We start from the raw sequence: 22,986 nt of genomic DNA, 5'->3' as shown, positions 1-22,986 counted from the left end.
TTTATCGGGCATGGGCGGCCTCCCCCTTCTCGTCGGCGTCGAGCGCGGCGAGGGCACCGTCAAGACCATTGAAATCTCCAGACCCCACAAGGACCGCCCCACCGGCCCGGGACCGCAAAGCATCCTGCGTAATCAGTCTCCGGCCTGCCTCCGCCACCCGCTCCAGCTTCTCCACGCGGGCCAGAAGGTAGGCGAGATCTTCTTCCGCGTGATACCCTACGCTATCTTTGGACATGCAAAGGTTTTTAAACCCCTGGCCTGTATCGTGCGCCGCCGCCAGCCGCGCCCGTATCTCTTCAATCTTGGCCATCACTTCCCTTTCTCCTCGTAAAAGTCGCAAAACCCCAACTGCGCCACAGGGAACGCCCCCATCCGACACGTGTCGGCCCCTGTCCCTGGTTCGCGGAACTTGCAGTGCCGGCAGCACTTGGTCGTCCGCTTGACGTAGCCCTGATACTTTTTGGCGGCGGCTTGCTGTTTCACCAGTTCAACTCCTTGGCTCCTTGCTGGTAGACCAACGCGCCTTTCCACTCGGCCTGCTTCGGATTTTTGGCCTTGGACAAAAAGATGCGCGTTACACTGCGAAACCGCTTCGCCAGTTCGTCCCAACACTCCCCGCCTGCCCACTCGGCAATGGCGTCGTGGACAATCGCGTCGAGCGTCACCAGCCACGCGGCCCAACCATCCGCGTCCATGGGGTGGCCGAGGTGGCGCATCCTGATGCGCTCGAAGTCGCGTATCTCGCGCTCGGCCCGGCGGCAGACGGTGGGGCGGATGTGCTGGTCGCTGTCGGCCCCGCACTCGCGCAGGCAGGCCAGGAAAGGCGGTTCCATCCACCCGACCAGCTGGGTTATCTCAGGGTCGGCCTCGAACTCGTGGGCCATGCGGGATACCCACACGGCGGCGAGGGACATTTTGATTTGGAGCGTGCCGAGGTGGTGGACGGCCACCGTGTCGATTTTGCCGCGTCGGGATGCTTGGCCCATGGCTAGGGTCTCCTGACCGCCACAGCCCACGCCCATGGATTGGCGTCCCAACCGAGGCCGCGCTTGGCATAGTGGGAGTCCCAAAGGCGCTTGAAGTGCAGAACATTGGTGACCCACTTGCGCTCATCGACGTTTACAATCCCCGCCGCCTTTGCATCCTCTTCCGTCAACTCCTGCGCCCGCATCACGCGCACCCCCACCACATCCAGCGTGATCCTGGACGCCCAGGCCGGCATGGTGGCGGGGCTCCACCACCGGAAGTCGGGGCCGTCTACGTCATGCGAAACTTGGTAGACAACCTGACCGTCCGTTGCGCTGGCAGCGTCTTTTGCTTTCCAGACTTGTCCGGTGTGCCCCCACGTCTCCTTGCAGCACAGCCGGTCGCCGGGGACGCCGAAGGGGCACTTTTTGATCCTGATCTCTTCCGACTCGTTGTAGTCAAAAAGCCATTTGCCCGGGGGTATTGTCAGGCCCAAATAAATTCCGTTCGTTCTGGCTCTTGTAAACCGCTGGTGCGGCAAACCATTCACCGGCCGCACAACCAACCCCAACGTACCCGCCAGCGCGGCACGGACTTCGTGGGGGAAGAGGATGAGGAAGCGGGTTTTCATGACCTACTCCCCACCATCTTTATCGACATGATGCACCACCCGGCCGCGAGCCCGTAGGCCGGGCCGGAGAATACGTAGGTGACATGGGCAAGGACGGCGCGTCCCGTGTAAACGAGGGGCTTCCCGTCCTGCATTTCCTGACCGGTGTGCTGCGTTTCGAGCAACAGCAGACAGTCGTCCACGCAAAAGTTCCGGTCGTCCCGGCGAATCTCCCAGGTTTTTTCGCCGGAATAGACGTCCTGAAATACGGCGGGGTCGGTCTTGAGTTCGTGCTTCTTGCTCATGGCGTCTTCTCCTTTTTCGGCTCCTCCCAATCCCAGGACATCGCCCCGGGATCGGCAGGAACCGGCCCCTCGCGGGACAGGGCCGGTCGGAGGCGGGGCTACTTTTCGATCTTGACCTCTTCCGGCACGTCGATGGTGTAGCCAAAAGGCCCGAGCCTGAGTGTCACAAGGACCTTCTCCTCGCCGTCCACGATTTTGCGAATCTTGACGTGTTCGAGCTGCTTGACGGAGACGATCATGCTTGATGCCATGACGCCGGCGGTCCACAGGGCAAGGGCCAGGATGACGGCAACTACAGACCAGCCGTTGAGGCCGAAGACGTAAGCACCCATGTGCCCAAGACCGGCCAGGATGACGCAAAGCCACACGATGGCGCTCATGCCGCCTCCTCGGCCACCACCGTCTCGCGCAGGGCCCGGTGCAGCACGTCCACAACCTGGCCGAGCAGGTACAGCCGCTCAAGCAACAGGGCGTCCGGGTCATCGCCCTCTTCGGCCTTGGGCTGCGTCTTGGGGAGCTTGATGCCGGTCATCCCAAGGTCAGGCGTCACGGTCAGGTCGAAGCTGTTTCCGTCGTATTCGATGCCGATTTTGGCCTTGGTGATCTCGACGGCCGTAAGCTGCTTGACCGCCTCGCCCACGTTGTCCAAATCGACGGCTGTGACGGCCATGGTGGTGGTCGCGCTGCGGATAGTGGCCTTCTTCTCCACGACGATTTCCATGCCGTTGTCCAGGTGCAGACCCCCGTTGTAGGCGGCGGTCAGCAGTGCAACGCCGTGGCCGACTCCATAGGGATCTTCGAGGATGGTTTCCGGCGTCTGCTCGACCAGTCGCTCCCCGGTCATGGCGAACCACAGAGCCTCAAACGTGTCCTTCATCTTGATGGCCGTGGAGCCGAAAAAGACGCGGCCGGACGTGCGGTCCACGGCGACCTCGACAATGGCCGGGGCCGGCTCGGTGCGGGCGAGAAGTTGCAGCTTGACCCGATCCTTGATCTCGCGCTTGCGGTCCTTGGAAATGAAGGCCTTGCCATCGGCCACCATGGCCTCCTTCTCCTTGGACATGGCCTCGGCCAGATGCTTTTTCATCACGGCCGCCGGGATGCGGCGGGTGTCCACGCGCAGGCAGAACAGGGCGAACTGTCCGGCGAAGTTCTGCGCCATGGGCCAGGACGCGTGATCCAGCGGGGTGTCAAAGGGCACGAGCCCCTGGCCGCGCTCATCGGCCGTGCCGTCGATGGACAGGAGGGCGAAACGTTGGAGCAGTTCGCCGGTGATCTGGCCGGCCTGGGTCGTCTGGTACACAGTGAGGGCCGTGGTGCCTCGCTTGAAGCTCATGGTGGAATCTCCTTGTGGAATCTGATTATTCTTGATGCGCGGCGCACTGCCGGCAGTGTTCTTTGTGGTCTATTTCGCAATAGATCTTTGCGCCTCCCAGGCTTTCAAATACTGGCCGCCTGTTCTTGGGAAGCAACTCTTCGTCCGTTCCCCCCGTCGAGAATTTGATTTGGTCCTCCTCAAGGATGGGCTTAATGCGATAATAGAACTGCGGGCTGCCGCATTCATCCGTGTAGATTCCTGGGGCCGCATAGATGGTGTTGTCGTGGTCGTCGTATTCCTCAGTCCATTCGAGCATGGTCCTCTCCTCCTCGTCCCCCGGCCAGGACCCGCGCCCCGGCCGGGGTAAACGTCGCCGTTCAGTACCGGCGACCGTTCGGCTTTTTGAATTGCCGCTTGAACCCGCATGGATGGCCGCAATGATAGCCGCCACAAAACGGGCAGCGGTACGGCATAGTCCCATTCCGGGCCATGGCCTGCGCCTGCTCCAGGGTGGGATGGCGAATCTTTCCGGTGCAGGCTTTACGCCGGACTGCACGTTTGCTTGCCATGGGGGTTCTCCTCCTTCTCCCGCCGCGCCCGCTCCACGATGGCCAGCAGGGCGGACACGGCGGCGTCGATTTCGGGGGTGGTGGTGGGCATTAGGCGGCCACCCACGACGGACACCCGCCCCGGTCCATACAGCCCTCGCAGACGGTTGCCTTTACGTCCCAAAAGCCGCCGGTCTCATCGTTGGGCCGGTTGGGGCAGGGGACGGACGTGGGGGCGTCGACCGGCGGCGCTGCTTCGGCTTCCGTCTTGCCCAGAACCTGCGCCGCCCTGTCGCTGGCCGTTTTCGGCTCCGGGGTCACGTCGATGAAATCCTTGGGGAGGTCGAATGTCTGCGGGACACCGGCTTCGGCCTGATCGTCCAGGGCTACGGCCTTTGCCATGGCATCTTCGGTGCTTTGCGGGAGGTCTTTGCAGAGCTTCTTGACGGCGGTCTTGCGCCACATTTCCTCGGCCCACTTCCCCCAGGTGCTGTCCGGGGAAGCGGTATTCATCTTGCTCGTCTTGCGGCGCTTTTCGACCTCGTCCCGCAGACAGTAGGCAAAGTGCCGGCGGCCATCCTCCATTTCGGCCACGGCATAGGCCAGGACAAGGTCACCGTTGCGCAGTTCCGGGCGCAGGGGGTCAAGCTTGTGGGTCAGACTGCGGGACAGGCCGATTTCGATGGTGAACATGCCGGCCTCTACCTCGGGTTTATAGACAACCTCGGCATAGATCGCCTTGATGCCTCCGGCCCGGTAGGCCAGTTCCTTGATCCCCTTGTAGCCGATCTGGAGTTGCGCCTCCCGGCCATAGGGGATGAGATAGGCCAATCCCCTGGGATCGATCTCCAGGTTGAGGCTGGCCGACGTCATGAGCGCGCCGAGAAGGCTTTCGACACGGCATTGGGCAAGCTTGTCATTGTTGCGGATCGTGGTCAGGGCCACCCGGGCGAAACGTTCAGCCCGCTTCTGGCGCTCCTCTTTCGTACCGCCGGACACGGCCATGGCGATGGCCGGGATCTGCTGCTGGATCAACGCGGCAACGGACGCGCCGCCGCTCTCCTGGGGAAGATTTCCGTTCGACATTTCGTCCTCCGCTACGGCCGCTTCACGTGCCGCAGGATGATTTTTCCGTTTGCGTTCTGCTTTCTGGTGTAGGCCGTGCCGTCTGGGAGCATGCCCACGGCCGCGTTGCCCATGGTCTTGCGAATCTTTGCGAGGAATCGGGCCTTGACCGCTTCGGCGGCGGCTATCTCGGCGTTGGCTTCGGCCACGGTTTCGTGCCAGCGGGCAGCCTCGGCCGGCAGGTCAACCGTGGTCCCATCCGTGCCCGGGTAGGCGGCCTGGATCTCGGCCGTGGCTTGTGGGTGTTCCCAGTCCATCGGCGGTTCCTGGTTGCGCTCCACGCGATCCCAGAAAGCCGCCTCCTTGCGCATGAGGCCGGCAATCAGGCTCTCGTGGCGTTCCACCCGGTAAATATCCGGCCAGCGGCCCCACCGGCTCACGGCGAGGATGGCAAAGGCCTTGCCCATCACGGCCATGCCGTGCTGAACCTGGAGCAGGTAGGGCATAGGGATTTCGTCGGTCCCGGGCTGGCCCCACTCGTCGCTTTTGCCGTTGGCGCTTTTGGCCTCAAAAATTCCGTCTTCCCCGAGCACTCCGTCAGTGTCGTAGTAGGCCCACGGGTAGGACCGATTGAAGACCATGAAACGGTGGGGCTGTATGGCGAGGCCTGTCTCTTCCCTGGCCGCCAATAGGATGGGCTCCTCGATGAGCCGGCCCCATTGCAGGTGACGATCTTCGTCCTCGGTCGGCTCTGTGGCTTCGGTCTTTTCCAGCCAGAGGCCGTAGACGCTTTTCCACGGCGAGAGTCCGCAGGCGGCGGCGGCGTCCGATCCCCCCAAGCCTTCTAGGCGCAGGGCCAGCCACGTGGGGCGAGGCATGCCGTGCGTGGGGATTTGCCAGACGCCGGCCGTCATACCGCCTTCCCCCCGATCCTCCGCGCCTCAATCCTCCCGACACAAGCCGTCCGCGCCGCGTCCAGTCTCCGAAACACCTCGTCCTCGCGTCCAGCCTCGGCCAGAGCGGCAAACGCCTGTTGCTCGGCCACGTCCTCGGGGCGCGCCAGGATGTAGTGTACCGGGTCCAGGCGGACGGGGTGGCCGGATGTGGTGATGATGGTGGTCATGGGGTGGGCTCCTTGGCGTTCAGGGCGTCGTGGACGGAGTTGGATATGTCGGCCAGCATCTGCCAGGGATCGTGCCCGGCGTTGGGCGACTCGTTGGCCATGTCCTCGATTTTTCGCAGGTGGTCCTTGAGTTCACGGACGCGAGTACGCCAAAACTGCACCGACCGTTCGAGTCTGACGGCGACGGCTTCATGGTCGCTCATGATGCTCCCTCCGTGGTGCCGGCCAGGGCGGCGCGGGCGATGACTACGTGGTCGTTAAGCGTGGACCACCAGATCGTCGGATTGACAGGGATTGGCATGGAAAGGATAGCGACCAATCCTTTCAACGCCTCCTCCAGCCGCCGCTCCCTCTTCCCGCCCGTCGCGGCGTCGGTGGGGGCGGTAGGCGCGGGAGGTGTCTCGTGCAAGGAATTCCATGCCGTGACGGCATCCCTTGCTACGACTCCACTCCCGCAATCCTGGCATTGAACGAGGCCGGTACAATACCAAGCAAGTCCATCTGGTGGAGTGAATTTGATTTTTGGACTCTTGCACCAGTGGCAAGGTACAAGATTTGGCGAGTCACCCATGGTCTTTTTCCGTTTCAGGCGCGGGGGCGTGGCCGGCGAGGATGGCGCGGAGACACGTAACCAGCCCATCCGCCGCCGCCTCTTTCGCTGCAACGGCGGCGTCCCTCTCCCCCGTCAGCCTGCCGACCTCGGCCTCTGCCGCTTCGGCGCGCTTGCGCCAGTCTCGACCGGGATGAGGCGCCGTGGTGTCCCCAAACGAAACCTTGCGGATGTTTTTTAAGGCCCAATCAACGCCGCAGGCCCCGACTTCAGCGTCAGCAGCAAGACCGAAAACGATTGCAAGCTGGTCCTCCGCCGCTTCGGCGCGGGCCTTAAACTCCGTCCTCTCCTTGATAACGGCGTCTCTGCATTGGGCGGCATCGTTGTAGAGGCGTTCCCACTGGTCACGCTCGGCCTCCGCCGCCTTCAACCGCTGCACCGTTGACCTGTGGTGCTCGGCCTCCGCGAAACAGCTTTCGCAAAACGGCCCGTCGTCGCCCACGTAAAGGCTGTCCTCGCCTATGCCGGCGCGCCCGGTCGGGTTGTCGCAGACGCAACAATGTTCGATTGGTTGGCTCATACCTCCCCCCTGGCCTTCGCCAGCGCGTTGCCGATGAGGCAGCCGGGCGCATGGCCTTCGACTTTGGCCCGCCGGCAGGCTGGACATGTGGTGTAGGGCTTGCCTTCCAGATCCTTGAACATGGACCCCTGCCACTCCACCGCCTCCAGGGCCGCCAGAAGGTCAGGCGCGGCCGCCATCATCCGGGCGTTTGCTTGTTTGTCGCGGCCCCCCGGCGTTCCCATCACGATTGCAATGTTCCAACTGACCTTTCCGGGGAATCCGTGCGCCAAAACTGGCTCGGCCTGGACAACGGTATTCCCGTCAAATTTGGCAACGCTCCACGGCCCCTTCGTCGCCTTACCGCAGCCCATAATGCCCCTCCCAATCCTTTTGTGCCGGCGGCATGTGCGGCTTGCCGGTGGTTTCGTCGCCGTCGTCCGGCTCCCCGTCTTCCCGGGCCATGCGCTCGTACATTTCGATGGGCGCGTAGGGCACCACGAAGTCTTGTCCCCGTAGTTCCCGGAAAGCGGCCATGGTCAGGTCGAAGTCGCAGGGATAGTCCGTCACGTCCGCATTGGGATTGACCGGGATGCCGATGGTCAACATCATGGGGTGCGTCTTGGCGTCGCCAATCAGGGACTCCAGTAGGGCCGGACAAAGGGCGTTTTCGCTGCCGGGCCTCATGACCACCCTGGAACACTGCCAGCACTGCTTGTGTGCGATCTTGGACATGGCTACCTCCCTATTCCCCCGGCCAAAATTTTTACCCCCCGCAGCGCCCACTGCGCCTCCAGACTCGGCTTGTCCCAAGCCGCCGCAGCAATCAGGGCGCACACGATGGCGGCGATTGCGGCCAGCCCACGGAGGGCGTGCCAAAAGTCGGTCATGCGCATCGCGTCATCCTCCTTGCCCTACGGCGGGCGCGCTGGCGGTTGCTGCGGGTCTTGGCGCGGCGGCGGGTGGCGGTCATGGTGGGCCTCCGTGGGGGTTGGTTACTATGCTTCGATTCTGTACTCGTGGAGTTTGCAACGGGCGGCCTTCTTGACCGCAAAGCCACCGATGGAGCACCGGCAGTTTGTCTCTTTGACCCACGTGCCGCCGAACGCGCCCTTCTCCTCGGTAATGTCCGACTTGTAGTGCGCGCACGTCCTGCACGTGGCCGGCCTCGGCTTCGGTTCGTACCCCTGTTGTTCTTTCGCTTCGCTTTGCTTGCTCATCGCTGTCCTTCGTTGGGCCGCCCGTTGGTCCGAACGGCCCGGTTGTGGTTGCCACCTCGGCCCCATCGCCCGCCTGACGCGGACACGTGGCCGGTTGGTGGAAATTCGGGGCTGGAAGGGATGGCGGAACGATCTCGGCCACGCAATCGGCCTTCGGGGAATCCCCTGCCGCTCTTGACGGTCCCGCATGGCGGCCACGCTGTGCGCGAAACCCGCCGTTCATCGCCATCCCTCCCAACCTCGACTCCCTCTCCCCGGCAGCCGCAAAACGGATGACTTCCTTTTGTCGGGCATACGACCGCCAGGGTTCGGGCCTCCTCTGCCGACCACGGCCACGTGGCCCCGGGCTGACGCGCCGGGCGACGTTTGGTGCTGATTCCTGGTCTGAGCGTCACCTCTCGGCCAGGGGTGAGAGGGCGGCAAAACCCACTCCCTCACCTCTGACCCCATCCCTGCGCCCGGCTGCGAGGATTCTCCTTTCTGCGTTTACCGGGCGCGGGATGACGTGCGCCTCTGCCAGCCTCCCCGGGAGGCCCGTCCGTGCGTGGACGGTGACGTGTGCCCTAGCCAACCGCCCATAACTGCGGTCCCGGCGTGACGTGCCGGGTAGCGATGGTCCAACAACCTGACTGCGCCCTTTCAATTCGCAGCCAGGGGGGGATGGAGCGAGACATGCCGGCTTACTGTTGGCCAAGCAGCTCGGCGGAGGTCTTATTGCTTCGCTCCATCTCCAAGGCCGCGCTAACCCTGGCGCGGCGTGGCTTGTTTGGAAGCTTGTGGAGATTTGGTCCGCCAGAGAGGATTTGAACCTCTGGCCCCTCGCGCCCAAGGCGAGTGCGCTACCAAGCTGCGCTACTGACGGGGAAATTGGGGCTCGAAAGCTCCGTGGGGGCCACGAGCGCGGCCCCTGGGAGGTTGCGAACTAGTTTGCGCCCTTGCTGCTCTGTTGTGCGGCCGGCAGCGGGATGAAAAAAGAGAGTTGCGCCGGCTTATTGCTAAACTGGAGTTCAAGTCTGTTGCGAAGGTCAGAAATGGAAAAACTGTTCCTAGCCGTTCCAACGACGACGCCAATGTGGGAAACAAGGCGGTGCAGGCCAAAGTCTTCATTGAAGCGCTGGTGAAAACGCTTGTAGCGGCTCGATCTGGCGTTCTCCTTGAGCCAGTTCTTCACGTCCTCATCAAGGAAACCGTAAATGAATTCGTTGACGAGGTTTCCCCAATACATGGGGCGCTGACTGCCTTTCAGTTCGTGGCCGGTCAGGCGGGCGAACTCCTGCCAAAGCTGGTCAGGGAATACCTTCTGCCAGGGGCGGATTTCCTCAGCGAGGTAAAGCGCCAGCTTGGCTTGGACGTGATCGTCAACGAACCGGCTGCGTGCCTCCTCCTCTTTGCGGATGAAGTAGAGGCGTATCGCTCGGCCGACTGGCGTCCGCTCGACCATGCCCAGCTCTTTGGCCATGTCGAAGGTGACGTGGTAGTCGATGGGCGGCCGGCCGCCCTGGGAGGTTTTCGCCAGTTTTGGCGTAAACCTCACGTAGTCCTGGTTCTCAACAAACCCGTACTCCTCGATCCGATCCTTGATCCAGTTCGAGAAATCCCGGCCCACCTCCAGCGCCCTGTGCAGGTCGCGGGCGTTGACGGTCTGAATCATCCTGTTCCCCAATTCAGCCTTGCTGGTGGGGCACAGCGCGTCGAAATCAATCTTTGGGAAATCGGTCATGATACCCACCTCCTCGGTCAAACCCCGCACCATGCGCGAGGTCAGTCCCGAGGGCGACGTTTGACGGTCGCCCCGGTGTTGGTTGTTACATCGCCTCTAGTCTCCCCGGGGTGGTTCCGGCTGACCGCTGAAGGCGTCAATTTTCAAAGATCGGTGAACGTTAAAGTTTTTCTTACAAGTTGCCGGGCCGCGCCCTGGCCGCCTCGTCCGCCTTCCGCTTCCCAACCCCTGCATTGTTCCGGCTGTGCCGTGGATTTTCCCGTTCCCGGGTTCCCCTCGCGGGGCTTATCCTTCAGGGCTGCTTCTGGTCGCTGGTCGGCTCTCTCGTCCCGCCGCCCGCCCCGTACTGGCGCTGGGCCGGGGCCGCAGCGGGTTGGGGGTTGGGGTGGCGTTCGTTGAGATGGAATCTAACCAAACTTGGGTAGCAATGCAAGAAATTAATACCCGAATATGGGTATTAAATCCAAAAAAAATCCCCGCCGGGCTAGAGCCAAGCGGGGCGAGGGGCGTGGTCGGCTGATCGGCTACCCGGTCAGGGCGGTCAGCAGATCGTCGGCGGATCGGTAGATATGCACGCAGCTGCACTCGATCATGGCGTTGGCCAGGGAGGTGGGCGTGTCCCCTGCCTGCCGAAAGTCGGTCCGGAGCCCTATTATGGGGATACCCTTGGCATAGGCGTAGCCGATCTCCCAGGCCGTGCCGTCGTCCACTTGAGGGCCGTCCAAGAGGGCTATCATGTGGGAAGCCTCATGGATCGCATCGCGGCACCGCTGAAAAATGTGTTCCTTGGCCTTTGGTCCGAGAGAGGCAAGATGGGCATCATCGAATAGGTCGCCCGGCCACGTCACGACGGCGGGGACATTCTGACGCAGGCGGTCGCGGAGGGCGGAGAGGTAGGCTCGCTCCGCATGGGTGAACAGGGGGCCGGCGAGGTAGATGTGGTGCTTCATGTCAATTTGATAGCTGGTTGGTCAGGAAAAGAAAAGGCCCGCGCGGGGCGGGCCTTACTGACGCCGCGCTGGGCAGCAAACCCGGTGCGTGGCGGCCTTGCGGACGAACCCCAAGGACTTAGACACCCTTTCGGGTGCGAACTATTTTAGCCAGCCAAATCCTCTGGCCACAATGCCCACGAGGCTAACCCACCCTGCGCCAAAAAGAATCAAGGCCCAGATTTTGGCGTTGCCAAGATCTTTTCGTATTTCTTTCGTATCTTGCCGAATTTCCAGGAGATCACCCCTTATGTCAGTAAGGGCCTTTTCGGTGACTTCGGCCAAAGTTTCCAGGCGGGTAATTCTGGCTTCCATACCCCCAGAATTATCACCTCCGCCCGAGGAGTCAAGGCCGCTACCTCCTTGGCCGGCCAAAGCAAAACGGCTCCCATCGCCCAAAACCTTACCCATCGTCTTGGACCCCCAGGGCTAACGTAGAGTGCATCGCCAAATATCCACAATTCTCACAAACAACCGCTATAATTGGAATGGCAAAATGTATGGGGCTTTTCTTTTCGGACTTTTTCTTTGTCAGTGGTATATATGCCTCTCTGTCTAGAACTGAAAATTGATCGTGCCCGCACCTTGGGCAGGGAAGAAGGGCGTTTTTACTATTCAACGCCTCTGATACTTTCTCTTGAAATTGATTCATATTCACTTCCCCGTAATATCTTGCCAAGCCCAAACGCATCGTCCGATGATGGCCTCAGTGATGTTGTCGTTGTAGTCTCCCCTCAAGCTGAACGTCTCCGGCGGACTATTCACGGTGTCCTGGCTGTAGAACGTGATGAGCAGGTCATGGTCAACGGGCTTGATGGAAACCCGCTTGATCTTGGCCCCGCCGTGCTGTCCCGGCTCTCTGACCAGGAATATCCCGCCTGGCTTGGTCGGCTTGAAGTCGTCCCGGTCGCACAAAACGATGTCGCCAGGGTGTAGCAGGGGTTCCATGGACGTACTTCCCTGGCCAATTTCCACGGCCAGCAAATTCGATTTCAATCTGACCGCGTGTTGGTGGCGATAGACCAGGACCCACGACTTGATCACGTCATCCGACATGACGCCCGGTCCGGCCCCCGCCTCACCCACGAGAGGAACGGCGAAGTAGTTTTCCGAAGGGGGCAAGGGTTGTCCGTCGCCGGCCGAGACGATTTTGGCGTCTACCCAGCAGACGTCCCGGGTGGTCTCCGGCCGCTCTCCTGGCAAAACCAGCTTTGCCCCAACGGCGTCCAAGATTTTCGCCAAGATATCCGCTTTTGGCGATCCAGTCCCCTTAAACAGTCGGTTGAGCGTGGATTGTGGGACCCCGGTCAGCCTGACAAGCTCAGACTGGTTCCCTCTATATCTGTCCAAAAGGGCCTGGATTTCGTCAAGAAACGGCATAGACGGCCTCCTGTCCCTACCTATCGGAAGCCTCTTTTCTTGTCGTACCCAAGTTTGGCAAATTGATGTGGACATGTTACCCGTTAATGGGTAGAAGGGCCGCATGGACATCATAAATGACCTCCGAGCCGTCAAGGTATCCGGGATTTCTGATTCAGAAATAGCCCGTCGGACTGGTATCCCTCAGGCCACCATCTGGCGGCTTCTAAATGAGCCTTCGGCCAGCCCGAGCTATCGGACAATCAAAAAGCTTTGGCCCTTTCTCTACGGTGACCGCCGCCCGGCCCCAGCCCCCGACTCCCCCGCCCCCGCTCTCCATCGAAACCTAGTCCATGACGCCCGCACCCTGACGACCACCTGCACGTCCTGCGGCGTTCCTCTTGTCGGCGCGGCCCTGGACAGCCCCGCCTACCGCGATTTCGTGGACGTCCACAGCCGGTGTCCGGACCCGTACCCGGGGATGCGGCGGACGGAAGAGGAAGAGGGAGTGGGGGCGTGATGGAACCCGTCTGCGCTCCGAACGGCTGGCTCATGGCCGCGTTCTGCCTCTGTGTTTTTTGGGCGGGCGTCGTTTTCGGCCTCATCCTCGCGGGACTTTCCGGGCGGGGGCGGGCGTGAACTTGTCGCACGCCTCCTCATCCTCCCGGACGATCCGGCAGGCGGCCAAGCAGCACTTGAGCCATGTGCCGTCTATGTCCCGGCGGCCCTGGTACACGCTGCCCCACTCGGCGCACTGGCCGCACCGGTCATTCGACATGGCCGCAGTCTCCCAGGGGCAGAGCCAGCCGCCACATGATTCCGCCAGGCCATCGCTCCAGGGCCATCCGTTCGGCCTCGCGGACGATCTCCGCCCGGCTGGTCCCGGTCGGCCGGCGGAAGCGCCTGAAATGGGCGGCCGCTCGGTCAACGCACACAATGGTGACGAGCAGGCCGGCGGCGTCCTTTTCGACGGATACATTCAGGGTTTGCATGCTCAAACCATAGCCGAGTGCGTTGCAACCTCAAGGAACTAAAGGGAATGGCGGGGTTTATTATGGAACTTGACCTGAAAGTGATGCCGGTCGGGGCCGCAATCCAGCAAGCGAAATTGCTTTCCGGGCTGACACTCAAACAAATCGCCGTGCGGATGGAAATTCACGAGTCCGTGGCGAAAAAGCTTTTTGCCGAACACCAGGACCGCTTGCCCGACATCCTGGAAGTGGTGGCTATCTGCAACGCGCTCGGCAACCGCTTCCTCCTGGATTGGATGCTGGCGCAGCTGGAGCCGGCAACGGCCACCTCGGGCGGGCACAGGTCCATCCCCTCGCAGTTCTGCTCCCTCTCGGCTGCATTTGGGGAGCTTTCCCATGCGACCGGCGAGGCCCTGGCGGACGGGAAGATCAACGCCAGCGAGGCCAACGTGATGATGAAGCGGGCTCGAAGCGTCCGGGAATCCAGCGACAAGCTGATGGCGAACCTGGAGCCCATTGCAGGGCAGATTTTTACAGCCGGGAAGTGGGTCAGCAAGACGGTCTGCACGTGCGAAACGGAAGTTTCGGAGCAGAATATATGACCACCCACCCCACCACCTGCCCTTACGCCCCCGCCGGACCCGGCCTGCACGCCCACTGCCGGGAAGCCATCCTGTGCGACTCCATCCCCTGCCTGTCCTGCCGGCGTGGGACGGAAATCCTCAACGAGCAGCAGCGCCGGATGGCCGACCAGATGGCGCGGAGGGTGCGGTAATGGACATGAGCGTCACGTTCGGGACCTCGGACCCCTACAAGCCCATGGAGACCACCCGCACGCTCAACCGGGCCGGCGCGAAAGCCGAGGCACAGGCCTCACGCCGGGCCAGGGGCCTTGCCGCGGACTGTTGCCGGGGCATGGGACGGGTCTCTCCTGCCGAGTGCGTGGCGATGTTCCGGGCCGGGGACAAGACGTGCACACGCGACGGCGGATGCTCCATGGGCCGGCTTGAGGACATGCGCCGGCCAGACTTGCGCGCGGTCCTGGAGGAGGTCCGCACGATCGAGGCCCGGGTAGTCAAGCTCCTCGCCAAGCCGGTCAAGCGCGTCCCTCCCCCGGGCACCCTGCCGCGATCCACCGGGCTCGCTATCGTCGTGACTCGGATGCTGGACCAGCGCCCGGACCTGGAGTCGATCCCCCTGTCCAAATTGGTCGTCGCCATCAACGCCGTCCCGCGCGTCGTCAATCTATCTGGCGTGCCGGCTCTGGCCCGGCTCATCCGGGAGGCCGGACTGCCGAGGGCGCGGCGAAATGGCGGGTGGCGCTTGCTGGTGACGGATGAGTTGCGGGCGTTTTTGCGGGATCATGGACAAGGGGCCGCGTCATGACCACCGAATCCCCCCACATCACCGCTCTGGCCAGGACCGAGGGCCGGAAGGACGACTCCGGCAAGCTCCGCTACGACCTCGTGCCCCCTGACGCCCTGGGAGAGCTGGTGCGCGTGTATTCGGTCGGAGCAGCCCGCTACGGCGACAATAATTGGGCCAAGGGCATTTCCTTCGGTCGCATCTTCGCGGCCCTTATGCGCCACCTGTGGGCCTTCTGGCGCGGCGAGGAGAATGACCCGGACGACGGAATCCACCACCTTGCCCACGCCGCCTGGAACTGTCTCACGCTGTTGGCCTACCGGCTGCGGGGCATGGACGGGTTTGATGATCGGCCGAGCATGGCCCCGTCACAGGGGTGGAGGTTGCCGTAGGTGAACACGAACACGGACATTCGCATCGCGGTCAGCTTCAAGGGCCATCGCAAGCGCCGAAAGCTGCGGATGCTCCTCGGGGCCGGCTCCACGGACTACCTGATTGACCTGTGGATCAATACGGCTACCAACCACCCGGACGGAGTCCTGGCCGGCATGGACGCCATGGACGTAGCCCTGGAAGCCGGGTGGGAGGATGACCCCGAAAAGTTCATTTCGGCCATGATGGAGAGTGGTTTCCTCGACCAGGGCGAGGATGGCGTCTACCGGCTCCATGACTGGGAGGACCACCAGCCGTTCGTCATCGAGGCCCCGAAGAGGAGCCAACAGGCCAAAAACGCGGCCGAAGCCAGGTGGGGGAAGAATCCGGCAAAGCCCTCCGGATGCAAAGCAGATGCTCCGAGCATGCCGGCAGCATGCGACCAGCATGCCGACAGGAATGCCCCTACCTACCTACCTACCAACCGACCAGAAGAGGAACCTTCCCTTCGGTCAGGTTCTTGCCCGGAGGTGGCCGAGCCACCTTCCGGCCAGCCACCAGCCGAGTTGCCGAAGTTGGTTGGGACTTTACCCCTTGCAGGCAAAGACGCCTACGGCAAACCGAAGGTCTTCGAGGTCCGCCAGGACTACGTGGACGAGCTTTCCCCCCTCTATCCGGCCGTGGACGTGTTGCAGGCCTTGCGCAGCATGAAGGGCTGGCTCTCGGCTGATTCTAAGCGCCTCAAGACGGCCAAGGGCATCAAGCGTTTTATTACAAGCTGGCTTGATCGTGACCAGAACAAGGGCGGGAACATGGCGGCCCGGGCCAGCCCCGGGCAGGCGCAACCCCGGACGTACCAGGACCATCGGCGCGAGGAGAGCAAGAAAACGGCAATCGAGCTTATGCAGGCCATGGGCATGACAGGGGGCGGGAATGGAAGCGTTGACGAAGCAAGACGTGTGGCAGGCGATGCAGTTTTTCAACCTGCGGCTGGCGAACTCCTGCCAGAAGTCACGGGAGGAACTGGCCGTGCTTAGCGCTGCTCTGCATGACGATCTCGTGGAGGAGCGGTGGACGTCGGAACGGTTTGCCCTGGCCTGCCGCAAGCATCGCAAGCTTTCCAGCTTTCTGCCGACTACGGCCGATTTGATGGCGGCGGATAAGGTTTTGGCCGAAGCCACGCCTTGCCATGAAATGGTCGCGCTGCCTGCGTGGGATACTCCCGAGGACGAACAGGCGGAAAGAAACATCGCTGGGGCTCGGCGCATCCTTGACGCTCTGTGTCGGGGCAAGAGGCTCCAGTGACCAAGCCTTGCGACAAAGTCCCCACCATCCCTTGCGCCACAGGTGGCCTGTGCCATGGGTCGGTCTACTGGGACGGGAAGGCGGGTAAGGCCAAGCCACTGGCACAGGTGGCGGAATGCAAATGGACCGAACGATGCCGCCGCTGGTGGCGGGAGGGGAGATAGATGGCAGACCTGAATCGCTACGAGTGCATCGGCCGAGTGGGAAGATAAAAAATGAAACTTATCAAGCGTACGCGTTCTAAAAAAACATCTTCTGGGAAAAGGTGGATTTATTATGGCCTTTTCCAGTGTGATTTTTGCAAAAATGTAGTCGAGACAGATATATCTACAGGCAAAAGACAATTATCATGCGGCTGCAAGAGGGGTGAATTTATATCTTCTGCCCATACCAAGCATGGCGATAGCGACACGAGGGTGTATGCCGTTTGGAGATCAATGAAAGCACGATGTCTCAATAAATCTCACAAAAGCTGGCCAAGATATGGAGGGAGAGGAGTAACGGTGTGCCCGGAATGGCATGACTTCGATGTCTTTAAGAAATGGGCAATGTCGAGCGGTTATAACGAGGGATTACAGCTTGACAGAATAGACGGCGATGGGAACTATTCGCCATTTAATTGCAGGTGGGTAAGTCCAACGGTAAATGCTAGGAATAAAAAATCACTAAGATTAAACATTGATATAGCCAGAGCAATAAGGAAGTCCAGGGAGAGTGGATTGTCTTGCGTGGAGATATCTAGCATTTTTAATATTGGAATTGGATATATTTATAAAATAATAAACAATGAAATATGGAGGGAAATCTAAGGTGTCTTTAAACCGTTATGAGTGTATAGGACGTATTGGTAGTCTCAAGATGACCTACTTGCAAAGCGGCACGCCGGTCATGGAGATCAGCGTTGCTGTGGACGAATCGTACAAGGACCGCGAGGGGAACAAGGTCGAAAAATGCGAGTGGGTGCGGGTCAAGGCTTTCGATAAGCAGGCCGAATTTTGCGAAAAGTGGCTGCGTAAAGGGACTCGTATCTACGTCGCGGGGAAACTGGCCACGCGCACCTGGGAGAAAGACGGCCAGAAGCACTACCAGACGGAGGTCCTGGTCAACTCTCCGGGCATGGGCGTGACGCCCATCGACTGGCCGGACAAGGACGACCAGCCCCAGGACCGCCAGCCGGCCAGGGGGAATCAGGGCGCGGGGCGGCAGGGATTCCCGAGCGAGGCCAGCGGCATGGACGCGATGCCGGGGGGCGAAATGTCGGACGTGCCGTTTTAGCCCTGTAGCGGCCGCTGCTTCGCTTTTCCACAAAAAACGGCCTGGACATAGGGTGACCCCGCAAACGTCCAGCCACAAGCCTCCTGAGAGGAATTAGAGCCATGCCAGTCAGGATCGGAAACCACAGGATCGACTACACAGACCCGGGGTATCAAATTTCCCGTGTGCGTGTCTCGAAGAAGGCCGGCGAAGAATACGAGTCGGATCACGCCTATTTCGCCACGCTGGAAGGTGCGGCCAAGGCTGTCCTGGAACGCATGATGGGCGACAACCTGCGGGCTGACCGAGAGAACGTGGAGACGATGCGCGACCTCATCGTGGCCGTCGTGGATGCCAGGGACGAGGTTTGCGAGGCAATAAAAGCCGGCGGACTGGTGGCGTAATGTCCCTCCGCTACACCGACCACGCGATTAAGCGCATGAACCAGCGTAATATCTCGTTGCATTTGGCCGAAATCGCCGTGGTGTGTGGCAAGAAAACGCACATGGACCACAAGACGGTGCGTTACGCCTGGAACGGGTTCTGCTTTGTCGTCAACACGCAGTCTTTGACGGTGGTCACTGCTTACGACGTGACGGACAGGCACGACGAAAACAACATTAGCCCGGCGTGAGCCGGCAGGAGGAAGACCATGACCCAGACCGAATTTATCAAACGCTTTGCCACGGAATCCGGCATGACCCAGGACGCCGCGAAAAACTGTCTCGCCCTGGCCGGGCAGATGGTCGAGGCCACCATGCGGGCCGGTGAGTCCGTCAAATTCCCGTGCCTCGGCACGTTCACGCCGGTGGCCACCAAGGAACGCCAGGGCCGCAACCCCAGAACCGGGGAGCCGCTCACGATCCCGGCCGGGGTCAGGATCAAGTTCAAGGCCGCGTTCGAGGTGGACTAGCCATGCCCGGGGTGCGCGTTTCCGTCTCCGAGATCCACGCGGCCGGCGGCTTTGCCCGCTGGCACGAACGGATGACCAGGGCAGCAAACGCGCATCCCGTCAAATCGCCCGTTTTAGGTGGGGGTGGAGTCGAAAATGGACAACGTATCGGGTCCACCCCCAAAAACGCAGCCACGGGGCAGGAATCGGGCAAAACGACGGTCGCCAGGGGTACGCCGAACCTGACCGAGCGCCGCTACCACGAGACCTACCTCCTCCCGCGCATCCTGACCGGGGAGATTGTGGGGTGCGAGTTCGAGGGGAAGACGTTCGAGTTGGCCCGGGATTGCCGGTACACGCCGGACTGGTGGGTGGTCCTCGCCAACGGGCTGACCGAGGTGCATGAGGTCAAGGGCAAAATGGTGTGGGAAGACAGCCGCATCAAGGTCAAGTGGGCGGCGCAGCGGTTCCCGGAGGTGCGGTTTACGTGGGCGCAGTGGAAGGGCGGAAAGTGGACAATCAAGCAGGTGCCGGCGTAGCCGGACGGGGGAGTGTATGCCGGTAATTGTCAAAAGTGCCAAGCGAATCAGCGAGGAGATAGGCTACGGCCGGGAGACCATCCCGGCCTTGGTCGCGCACGGGGGGTTGCCGGCCTGGAAGGAGGACGGGGTCTGGCGAGCCGTGTATGACGAGCTTGTGGAGTGGGCCAAGCAGCGGCGGGTGGAGCAGCAGGGGCGCAGGGTGAGGCAGTAAAAAGAAGCCCCGCCGAAGCGGGGCGTTGCTACTCGGCAGGCACGTCCCTGTCAACATCGTCCACCGTCCCCTGCCTCGCGCTTTTCGTCCGGTACTCGGCCACGGCTCCGGACGGGATTTGCCAGTCCCGCCCGAATTTCGTCGCCCCGGGGAACCGCCCGGCCGCGAGTTGCTGCCTGACCGTGGCAGCGTCGATGCCGAGGATTTTTGCCGTCTCCTTGGTGCTCAGGCTCTTCCCGGGCAGGCGCAACGCGTGCTTGGCGGCATAGTACCCGATCCAAAAATCACCTTGCTCGGCCAGGAGGAGGGGCTTGGTTAAATCGCTGGCCTCCAGGGCCTCCATGGCCTCGCCCCAGAGGTCAAGTCCGGGCTCTCCCGCCTCCATGTACTGCCGGGCGTAGGTGCCCAGGAATATAGCCGGGGCCGGGAAGAATGCTTCGGCGTTTTTGACGCGGCCGGCGGTGATTTTTTCGATGATGGCGTAAATTTTTCCGAAGGCTTGTGCGCGGGTCATGATATTACCTCTGAGGGGGTTGAGCGTTGGAGGGGACAAGGGTTTTGGCTAGTTCGTAATTGTTGTGTACGGGCAACCCAGGACCGAATTTCTCTTGCAGCGCATTAACTGCCTTGTCGATGGCCTCTCGAATAAAATGGTGGTCGCCAAACGTGACCCACATCCAATAAACTGTGGTGTAATTATATCTAGCACAAACTTGAATAGCCTTATTTTTTATGTTGTTCGCAATGAGGATGTTGTTTATTTTGTCGGCGTGGCCCCAGCTATCCGGAATCAATTCATATCCATCAATCTCGTGTAACATTTCATTCCCCCTGCCCGTTTGTCTTTGTTGCGTCTTCCCATCCTCTCCGATATGCGCTGGTTACTGGACCAAAAAAGCCATGTTTTTCGCCTTGATCCGGGTGGATGCAGCCAGGAGTAACAGCCGCGTGTCTCCCCATGAGATACGCCATTTCTACAGTAACCAGTCCACTTTGCATGGACGGCCATGTCATCTCGTTGTTTGGATCAATAATCGGTTCTTCTATTGGTGCAGGCTTCGGCATGGTGTGAATTTTGGCATCAATGACCCGCAGGGTAGCCATCAGCCGGGCACTGTCGCCGGGGGTGTAGTCCTCTTCGTCGTTCCGTTCCTGCTCTGCCTCTCGGGCCGTGATGTAGGCCGACATTGTGGAGTTGCGCAGGGCCTTGAGGTCGTCCAGGTTGTCGGGGAGGTCTGTCGTGTTGGTGACCATGGAGAGCTCCTTTGGGGTCGGCTAGGCCAGGGGTGCGGTAGGATCGAAAAGAAAATCCCCGGGCTTGTTGTGGCATGCCGTGTCGTCGTAAGGCGCGAGTTCAAGGCCAGGGTCAAACGTGGTGGACTCGCCAGGGGCCAAAATGAACAACTCGTACCAGTACCCGGCGGCCATATTGAGGCCATCAAGCACCATTTGAGCCTGTTCGCGGGTGGCCCACTCGCCCACAACCTGGAGTTCGATCCCGAGGCCGCGATTGCCGATCACGAGGTAGGTGCCGCTGGTGTTTTCGATGGCTCTCATGGTGGTCTCCTTTCGGTTTTGCTCCGGGCCAATCCCGTCCGCCGTTGAGTAGACAGTAGCTACTCTAGCGGAGACTGTCAAGTGGCCCGTGAAAGTTTTTTGAAACTTGTCAATAGCCAATTCTTGTCGGTGGTTGCCTGTGGCTGTCGCTGGCTGAGGGAGCCCAAAAAGCGGGAGTAGAATTAGGCCCATCCGCCCGGCCCGTCCGGGATTTGGGAGGGCCGCATGGGTTTCACCGAAGCCGACAAATTCCGCACAAAATGGGAGGGCGGCCTATCCGACAACAAGGCCGACCCGGGGGGCGTCACAAAATACGGCGTCTCTTTCCAGTTTCTCCGCGCCCAGGGGCATGATGTCGACGGCGACGGGGATATTGACGCCGACGACATCCGGGCGTTGACCCCGGCCGCCGCATCCGCCCTGCTCAAGCAAGAATTCTGGACCTGCCAAGACCTCGACTCGTTTCCCGCCCTGACCGGCATCGCCCACTATGACGCCTCGGTGAACTGTGGCCGCGGCCGTGCCGTCCTTCTGCTCCAGGCGGCTTGTAACGCCTTCGACGGCCAAAAGATCGACGAAGACGGCAAGCTCGGTCCGAAGACGCGGGCCAGGGTGGCGGCTCTGGACGACGAACTGCTTGCCTTGCGCTGTGTCCAAGAGCGCGAAGCCTTTTACAAGCGCCTCATCGCCGCGAAGCCGGCCCTTGCCGTATTTGCCGATGGATGGGCGAATCGGACGGCTGACCTGATAAAGTACGTGCAGGAGGTCGCCAATGTGCAAGCGCCTGCGGTCCTGGCTCCAGCACCGACTGAACCCCCTGCACCTCGAATGCCGACTGGTGGACTGTCGGATGTCCCGGGCGACGGCACGACGATGGGCGATGCGGTGGAGCCGGGTCTACCGGATGTTTCTCGGCTGACCGTCGTCCTCAAGGCCCTGGCCAAGTCCAAGACCATCTATGGCGTCCTCGGGATGCTTGGGCTGCAACTGCTCGGGGCCAACGCCTGGGACGTCGCCCTCCGCATCGGCGGCCAAATCTACACCGTCCCCGACCTCTCCCCGCTCATCTCCACGGCCCTGGCCTCGCTGGCCGTGTGGGGCCGCGTCACTGCCCGGCCCATCGGAGGCCGCAATGCGTAGCCGCGTCTGCCTCGCTCTCCTCGCCGCATATCTCGCGTTGCCAGGGTGCATCCTCCCACCCGCCACGTCCACCGGAGGGGGCCGCTCCCCCGCCTCCTCCGGGCCGGACGGGGTCCAGGCGACCGAAGCCGTGTCCACGCTGCCGGCCAGGATCGCGGCCGGCGTCGAATGGCTGTGGGCCAGCTACACGGCGTTGCAGGCCAAGGGAGCCGTTCCGGGCCTGGCTGACCTGCGGGCTGACATCGTGGACCTGGAAGCCGTGGCCACCCGCGGCGACCTGCTGGCGGCTCTCGATCTGTACGGCCGGGCACGGGCCAGGGTGACGGCGATTGCGGAGGTGGCCTCGAAATGAATCTCCTCGCCCCCGAGTCCTACCTCGCAGCCAGCCAGGCCGAGCGCGCCGCCGTCGTCAACGGGTGCGGGCCGGGCGGTTGGCGCGTGGACCTCATCCCCGACCATCTGTTTGGCCTGTGCATCACAGAGCCGTGCAATATCCACGATTGGGGCTATGGCGAGGGCGGGGACGAGGCGAAGCGGCTTGAGGACGACATCCGGCTCTACCTCAATATCTGCATCACTGTCCTGGAGGCTGGCGGTCCACTCGAATCGGCCCGTATGGCCGGGGCAGCCATATTTTACAGGTCCGTGCGGGAGTGCGGAGCGCAGTTTTTTGGAGCGAAACAATGAGCCCCGTTCCGACGCCCTCCCCTGCTCTGCCTGACTGGCTGGCCTCTCTGTACCACTGGCTGGAGGCCTTGCCGGCTGTTGGCCTGGCTGTTCTCGGGGGTGTCGTCCGGGCGCTCATCGCTCACAAGCGCAAAGCATGTCCTCTCCGCGTGCTGCTCCTCGACGTGGTCATCGGGGCGGTCACGGCGTTTTTCGCGGGGTTTGTGACCTGGCTCCTCCTGGAGTCCACGTCCATCCCCGGCGGGATTCAGGCTGGGATCGTGGGCATGGCCGGATTCTCCGGGCCGCAACTCCTCTCCATCTTTTCGCGCAAGCTCCTGGCCGGCGCCGAGAAGTGTGACCTGTGAGGCGGCCGGTT

41 protein-coding genes and 1 tRNA gene are annotated in these 22,986 nt (G+C 61.7%); 16 read left to right on the top strand and 26 right to left on the bottom strand.

Annotated features, from left to right (window positions below; genetic code table 11):
* Position 1: 1 nt before the first annotated feature.
* The 22 genes from DFW101_RS18760 to DFW101_RS17610 form a co-directional block, all read right to left on the bottom strand.
* Positions 2-310 (bottom strand): hypothetical protein, encoded by a 309-nt coding sequence (locus DFW101_RS18760; protein ID WP_009182895.1) that lies wholly within the window; start codon positions 308-310, stop codon positions 2-4.
* Between the two features lie 169 nt (positions 311-479).
* Positions 480-986, bottom strand: a complete 507-nt coding sequence (locus DFW101_RS17710; protein WP_009182893.1) for a hypothetical protein — start codon at positions 984-986, stop codon at positions 480-482.
* Positions 987-988: 2 nt separating this feature from the next.
* Positions 989-1,597: a hypothetical protein gene (locus tag DFW101_RS18755; RefSeq protein ID WP_009182892.1), complete on the bottom strand. Its 609-nt coding sequence runs from the start codon at positions 1,595-1,597 to the stop codon at positions 989-991.
* The gene (locus tag DFW101_RS17700) at positions 1,594-1,881 is read right to left on the bottom strand and encodes a DUF3850 domain-containing protein (RefSeq protein ID WP_009182891.1); all 288 of its coding nucleotides are present in this window, start codon (positions 1,879-1,881) and stop codon (positions 1,594-1,596) included. The genes DFW101_RS18755 and DFW101_RS17700 overlap by 4 nt, the downstream gene beginning before the upstream one ends.
* Before the next feature lie 98 nt (positions 1,882-1,979).
* Positions 1,980-2,261 carry a hypothetical protein gene (locus tag DFW101_RS17695; RefSeq protein WP_009182890.1) on the bottom strand — a complete coding sequence of 94 codons (282 nt, stop codon included), beginning with the start codon at positions 2,259-2,261 and terminating at the stop codon, positions 1,980-1,982.
* Positions 2,258-3,217, bottom strand: a complete 960-nt coding sequence (rdgC, locus tag DFW101_RS18750; RefSeq protein WP_009182889.1) for a recombination-associated protein RdgC — start codon at positions 3,215-3,217, stop codon at positions 2,258-2,260. The genes DFW101_RS17695 and rdgC overlap by 4 nt, the downstream gene beginning before the upstream one ends.
* 25 nt (positions 3,218-3,242) lie before the next feature.
* Positions 3,243-3,515 (bottom strand): hypothetical protein, encoded by a 273-nt coding sequence (locus DFW101_RS17685; RefSeq protein WP_009182888.1) that lies wholly within the window; start codon positions 3,513-3,515, stop codon positions 3,243-3,245.
* Between the two features lie 343 nt (positions 3,516-3,858).
* The gene (locus DFW101_RS18745; RefSeq protein ID WP_009182886.1) at positions 3,859-4,833 is read right to left on the bottom strand and encodes a recombinase RecT; all 975 of its coding nucleotides are present in this window, start codon (positions 4,831-4,833) and stop codon (positions 3,859-3,861) included.
* A gap of 11 nt (positions 4,834-4,844) precedes the next feature.
* Complete coding sequence (locus DFW101_RS17675; protein WP_009182885.1) at positions 4,845-5,726, bottom strand: YqaJ viral recombinase family nuclease; 882 nt, start codon at positions 5,724-5,726, stop codon at positions 4,845-4,847.
* The gene (locus DFW101_RS17670; protein ID WP_009182884.1) at positions 5,723-5,935 is read right to left on the bottom strand and encodes a hypothetical protein; all 213 of its coding nucleotides are present in this window, start codon (positions 5,933-5,935) and stop codon (positions 5,723-5,725) included. Before DFW101_RS17670 ends, DFW101_RS17675 begins: the two co-directional genes overlap by 4 nt.
* Positions 5,932-6,138, bottom strand: coding sequence for a hypothetical protein (locus tag DFW101_RS17665; RefSeq protein WP_009182883.1), 207 nt, complete (start codon positions 6,136-6,138; stop codon positions 5,932-5,934). Before DFW101_RS17665 ends, DFW101_RS17670 begins: the two co-directional genes overlap by 4 nt.
* A gap of 360 nt (positions 6,139-6,498) precedes the next feature.
* Complete coding sequence (locus DFW101_RS17655) at positions 6,499-7,065, bottom strand: hypothetical protein (protein WP_009182882.1); 567 nt, start codon at positions 7,063-7,065, stop codon at positions 6,499-6,501.
* On the bottom strand, positions 7,062-7,418 hold the full coding sequence (locus DFW101_RS17650; protein WP_009182881.1) for a hypothetical protein: 357 nt from the start codon (positions 7,416-7,418) through the stop codon (positions 7,062-7,064). Before DFW101_RS17650 ends, DFW101_RS17655 begins: the two co-directional genes overlap by 4 nt.
* A complete protein-coding gene (locus tag DFW101_RS17645) occupies positions 7,405-7,779 on the bottom strand; it encodes a hypothetical protein (protein WP_009182880.1) in 375 nt (124 codons plus the stop codon). The genes DFW101_RS17650 and DFW101_RS17645 overlap by 14 nt, the downstream gene beginning before the upstream one ends.
* Before the next feature lie 2 nt (positions 7,780-7,781).
* Positions 7,782-7,940: a hypothetical protein gene (locus DFW101_RS19695; RefSeq protein ID WP_009182879.1), complete on the bottom strand. Its 159-nt coding sequence runs from the start codon at positions 7,938-7,940 to the stop codon at positions 7,782-7,784.
* 1,109 nt (positions 7,941-9,049) lie between these two features.
* Positions 9,050-9,126 (bottom strand) — tRNA-Pro (locus tag DFW101_RS17635).
* Between the two features lie 60 nt (positions 9,127-9,186).
* Entirely contained in the window at positions 9,187-9,984 is a 798-nt protein-coding gene (locus tag DFW101_RS18740) for an antA/AntB antirepressor family protein (RefSeq protein WP_009182877.1), read from the bottom strand.
* Positions 9,985-10,508: 524 nt separating this feature from the next.
* Positions 10,509-10,934: a nucleoside 2-deoxyribosyltransferase gene (locus DFW101_RS17620; RefSeq protein ID WP_009182876.1), complete on the bottom strand. Its 426-nt coding sequence runs from the start codon at positions 10,932-10,934 to the stop codon at positions 10,509-10,511.
* Positions 10,935-11,075: 141 nt separating this feature from the next.
* Positions 11,076-11,288 (bottom strand): hypothetical protein, encoded by a 213-nt coding sequence (locus DFW101_RS19690; protein WP_157137670.1) that lies wholly within the window; start codon positions 11,286-11,288, stop codon positions 11,076-11,078.
* Positions 11,289-11,627: 339 nt separating this feature from the next.
* Positions 11,628-12,353 (bottom strand): LexA family transcriptional regulator, encoded by a 726-nt coding sequence (locus tag DFW101_RS17615; protein WP_009182874.1) that lies wholly within the window; start codon positions 12,351-12,353, stop codon positions 11,628-11,630.
* 580 nt (positions 12,354-12,933) lie between these two features.
* Complete coding sequence (locus DFW101_RS20085; protein ID WP_009182871.1) at positions 12,934-13,110, bottom strand: hypothetical protein; 177 nt, start codon at positions 13,108-13,110, stop codon at positions 12,934-12,936.
* Complete coding sequence (locus tag DFW101_RS17610) at positions 13,100-13,324, bottom strand: hypothetical protein (protein ID WP_009182870.1); 225 nt, start codon at positions 13,322-13,324, stop codon at positions 13,100-13,102. The genes DFW101_RS20085 and DFW101_RS17610 overlap by 11 nt, the downstream gene beginning before the upstream one ends.
* Positions 13,325-13,386: 62 nt before the next feature.
* On the opposite strand from DFW101_RS17610, the gene DFW101_RS17605 reads away from it, so the two are divergent.
* The 12 genes from DFW101_RS17605 to DFW101_RS18730 all read left to right on the top strand — a co-directional run bounded on the left by DFW101_RS17605 (position 13,387) and on the right by DFW101_RS18730 (position 19,030).
* Positions 13,387-13,905, top strand: a complete 519-nt coding sequence (locus tag DFW101_RS17605) for a phage regulatory CII family protein (protein WP_157137669.1) — start codon at positions 13,387-13,389, stop codon at positions 13,903-13,905.
* Positions 13,902-14,078, top strand: coding sequence for a hypothetical protein (locus DFW101_RS19685; RefSeq protein WP_009182868.1), 177 nt, complete (start codon positions 13,902-13,904; stop codon positions 14,076-14,078). The genes DFW101_RS17605 and DFW101_RS19685 overlap by 4 nt, the downstream gene beginning before the upstream one ends.
* Positions 14,079-14,083: 5 nt before the next feature.
* The gene (locus DFW101_RS17600; RefSeq protein WP_157137668.1) at positions 14,084-14,689 is read left to right on the top strand and encodes a hypothetical protein; all 606 of its coding nucleotides are present in this window, start codon (positions 14,084-14,086) and stop codon (positions 14,687-14,689) included.
* On the top strand, positions 14,686-15,060 hold the full coding sequence (locus DFW101_RS17595) for a dATP/dGTP diphosphohydrolase domain-containing protein (RefSeq protein ID WP_009182866.1): 375 nt from the start codon (positions 14,686-14,688) through the stop codon (positions 15,058-15,060). The genes DFW101_RS17600 and DFW101_RS17595 overlap by 4 nt, the downstream gene beginning before the upstream one ends.
* Positions 15,061-16,077, top strand: a complete 1,017-nt coding sequence (locus DFW101_RS18735) for a hypothetical protein (protein ID WP_009182865.1) — start codon at positions 15,061-15,063, stop codon at positions 16,075-16,077.
* A complete protein-coding gene (locus tag DFW101_RS17585) occupies positions 16,070-16,345 on the top strand; it encodes a hypothetical protein (protein ID WP_043643045.1) in 276 nt (91 codons plus the stop codon). The genes DFW101_RS18735 and DFW101_RS17585 overlap by 8 nt, the downstream gene beginning before the upstream one ends.
* A 215-nt stretch (positions 16,346-16,560) precedes the next feature.
* On the top strand, positions 16,561-17,154 hold the full coding sequence (locus tag DFW101_RS19680) for a hypothetical protein (RefSeq protein ID WP_009182864.1): 594 nt from the start codon (positions 16,561-16,563) through the stop codon (positions 17,152-17,154).
* The gene (locus DFW101_RS17575; RefSeq protein ID WP_083838502.1) at positions 17,132-17,620 is read left to right on the top strand and encodes a single-stranded DNA-binding protein; all 489 of its coding nucleotides are present in this window, start codon (positions 17,132-17,134) and stop codon (positions 17,618-17,620) included. The genes DFW101_RS19680 and DFW101_RS17575 overlap by 23 nt, the downstream gene beginning before the upstream one ends.
* Positions 17,621-17,721: 101 nt before the next feature.
* Positions 17,722-18,003, top strand: coding sequence for a hypothetical protein (locus tag DFW101_RS17570; protein ID WP_009182862.1), 282 nt, complete (start codon positions 17,722-17,724; stop codon positions 18,001-18,003).
* A complete protein-coding gene (locus tag DFW101_RS17565) occupies positions 18,003-18,233 on the top strand; it encodes a DUF4258 domain-containing protein (RefSeq protein WP_009182861.1) in 231 nt (76 codons plus the stop codon). Before DFW101_RS17570 ends, DFW101_RS17565 begins: the two co-directional genes overlap by 1 nt.
* Before the next feature lie 18 nt (positions 18,234-18,251).
* The gene (locus DFW101_RS17560) at positions 18,252-18,512 is read left to right on the top strand and encodes an HU family DNA-binding protein (RefSeq protein ID WP_009182860.1); all 261 of its coding nucleotides are present in this window, start codon (positions 18,252-18,254) and stop codon (positions 18,510-18,512) included.
* 2 nt (positions 18,513-18,514) lie between these two features.
* Entirely contained in the window at positions 18,515-19,030 is a 516-nt protein-coding gene (locus DFW101_RS18730; protein ID WP_009182859.1) for a DUF1064 domain-containing protein, read from the top strand.
* Positions 19,031-19,272: 242 nt separating this feature from the next.
* Here DFW101_RS18730 and DFW101_RS17545 read toward each other — a convergent pair whose 3' ends face one another.
* The 4 genes from DFW101_RS17545 to DFW101_RS17535 are packed head-to-tail and all read right to left on the bottom strand — an operon-like array spanning position 19,273 to position 20,801.
* Positions 19,273-19,758 carry a helix-turn-helix domain-containing protein gene (locus DFW101_RS17545; protein ID WP_009182857.1) on the bottom strand — a complete coding sequence of 162 codons (486 nt, stop codon included), beginning with the start codon at positions 19,756-19,758 and terminating at the stop codon, positions 19,273-19,275.
* Positions 19,759-19,762: 4 nt separating this feature from the next.
* Complete coding sequence (locus tag DFW101_RS19675) at positions 19,763-20,065, bottom strand: hypothetical protein (RefSeq protein WP_009182856.1); 303 nt, start codon at positions 20,063-20,065, stop codon at positions 19,763-19,765.
* 1 nt (position 20,066) lies between these two features.
* A complete protein-coding gene (locus DFW101_RS17540) occupies positions 20,067-20,498 on the bottom strand; it encodes a hypothetical protein (RefSeq protein ID WP_009182855.1) in 432 nt (143 codons plus the stop codon).
* A 21-nt stretch (positions 20,499-20,519) separates the two neighbouring features.
* Positions 20,520-20,801 carry a hypothetical protein gene (locus DFW101_RS17535; protein WP_009182854.1) on the bottom strand — a complete coding sequence of 94 codons (282 nt, stop codon included), beginning with the start codon at positions 20,799-20,801 and terminating at the stop codon, positions 20,520-20,522.
* Between the two features lie 225 nt (positions 20,802-21,026).
* On the opposite strand from DFW101_RS17535, the gene DFW101_RS18725 reads away from it, so the two are divergent.
* The 4 genes from DFW101_RS18725 to DFW101_RS17515 all read left to right on the top strand — a co-directional run bounded on the left by DFW101_RS18725 (position 21,027) and on the right by DFW101_RS17515 (position 22,975).
* Entirely contained in the window at positions 21,027-21,941 is a 915-nt protein-coding gene (locus DFW101_RS18725) for a glycoside hydrolase family 108 protein (RefSeq protein ID WP_009182853.1), read from the top strand.
* A gap of 130 nt (positions 21,942-22,071) precedes the next feature.
* Positions 22,072-22,293 (top strand): hypothetical protein, encoded by a 222-nt coding sequence (locus DFW101_RS20080; protein ID WP_232286105.1) that lies wholly within the window; start codon positions 22,072-22,074, stop codon positions 22,291-22,293.
* Entirely contained in the window at positions 22,290-22,628 is a 339-nt protein-coding gene (locus tag DFW101_RS17520) for a hypothetical protein (protein ID WP_009182851.1), read from the top strand. The genes DFW101_RS20080 and DFW101_RS17520 overlap by 4 nt, the downstream gene beginning before the upstream one ends.
* Positions 22,625-22,975: a phage holin family protein gene (locus DFW101_RS17515; RefSeq protein WP_009182850.1), complete on the top strand. Its 351-nt coding sequence runs from the start codon at positions 22,625-22,627 to the stop codon at positions 22,973-22,975. The genes DFW101_RS17520 and DFW101_RS17515 overlap by 4 nt, the downstream gene beginning before the upstream one ends.
* Positions 22,976-22,986: the final 11 nt, after the last annotated feature.

The sequence above is a fragment of the Solidesulfovibrio carbinoliphilus subsp. oakridgensis genome (assembly GCF_000177215.2).
In the GTDB taxonomy this organism is placed as follows: Bacteria; Desulfobacterota; Desulfovibrionia; order Desulfovibrionales; family Desulfovibrionaceae; genus Solidesulfovibrio; species Solidesulfovibrio carbinoliphilus.
The sequence above is the reverse complement of the archived record's forward strand: the minus strand, read 5'-3'. Positions and strand labels throughout refer to the sequence as shown.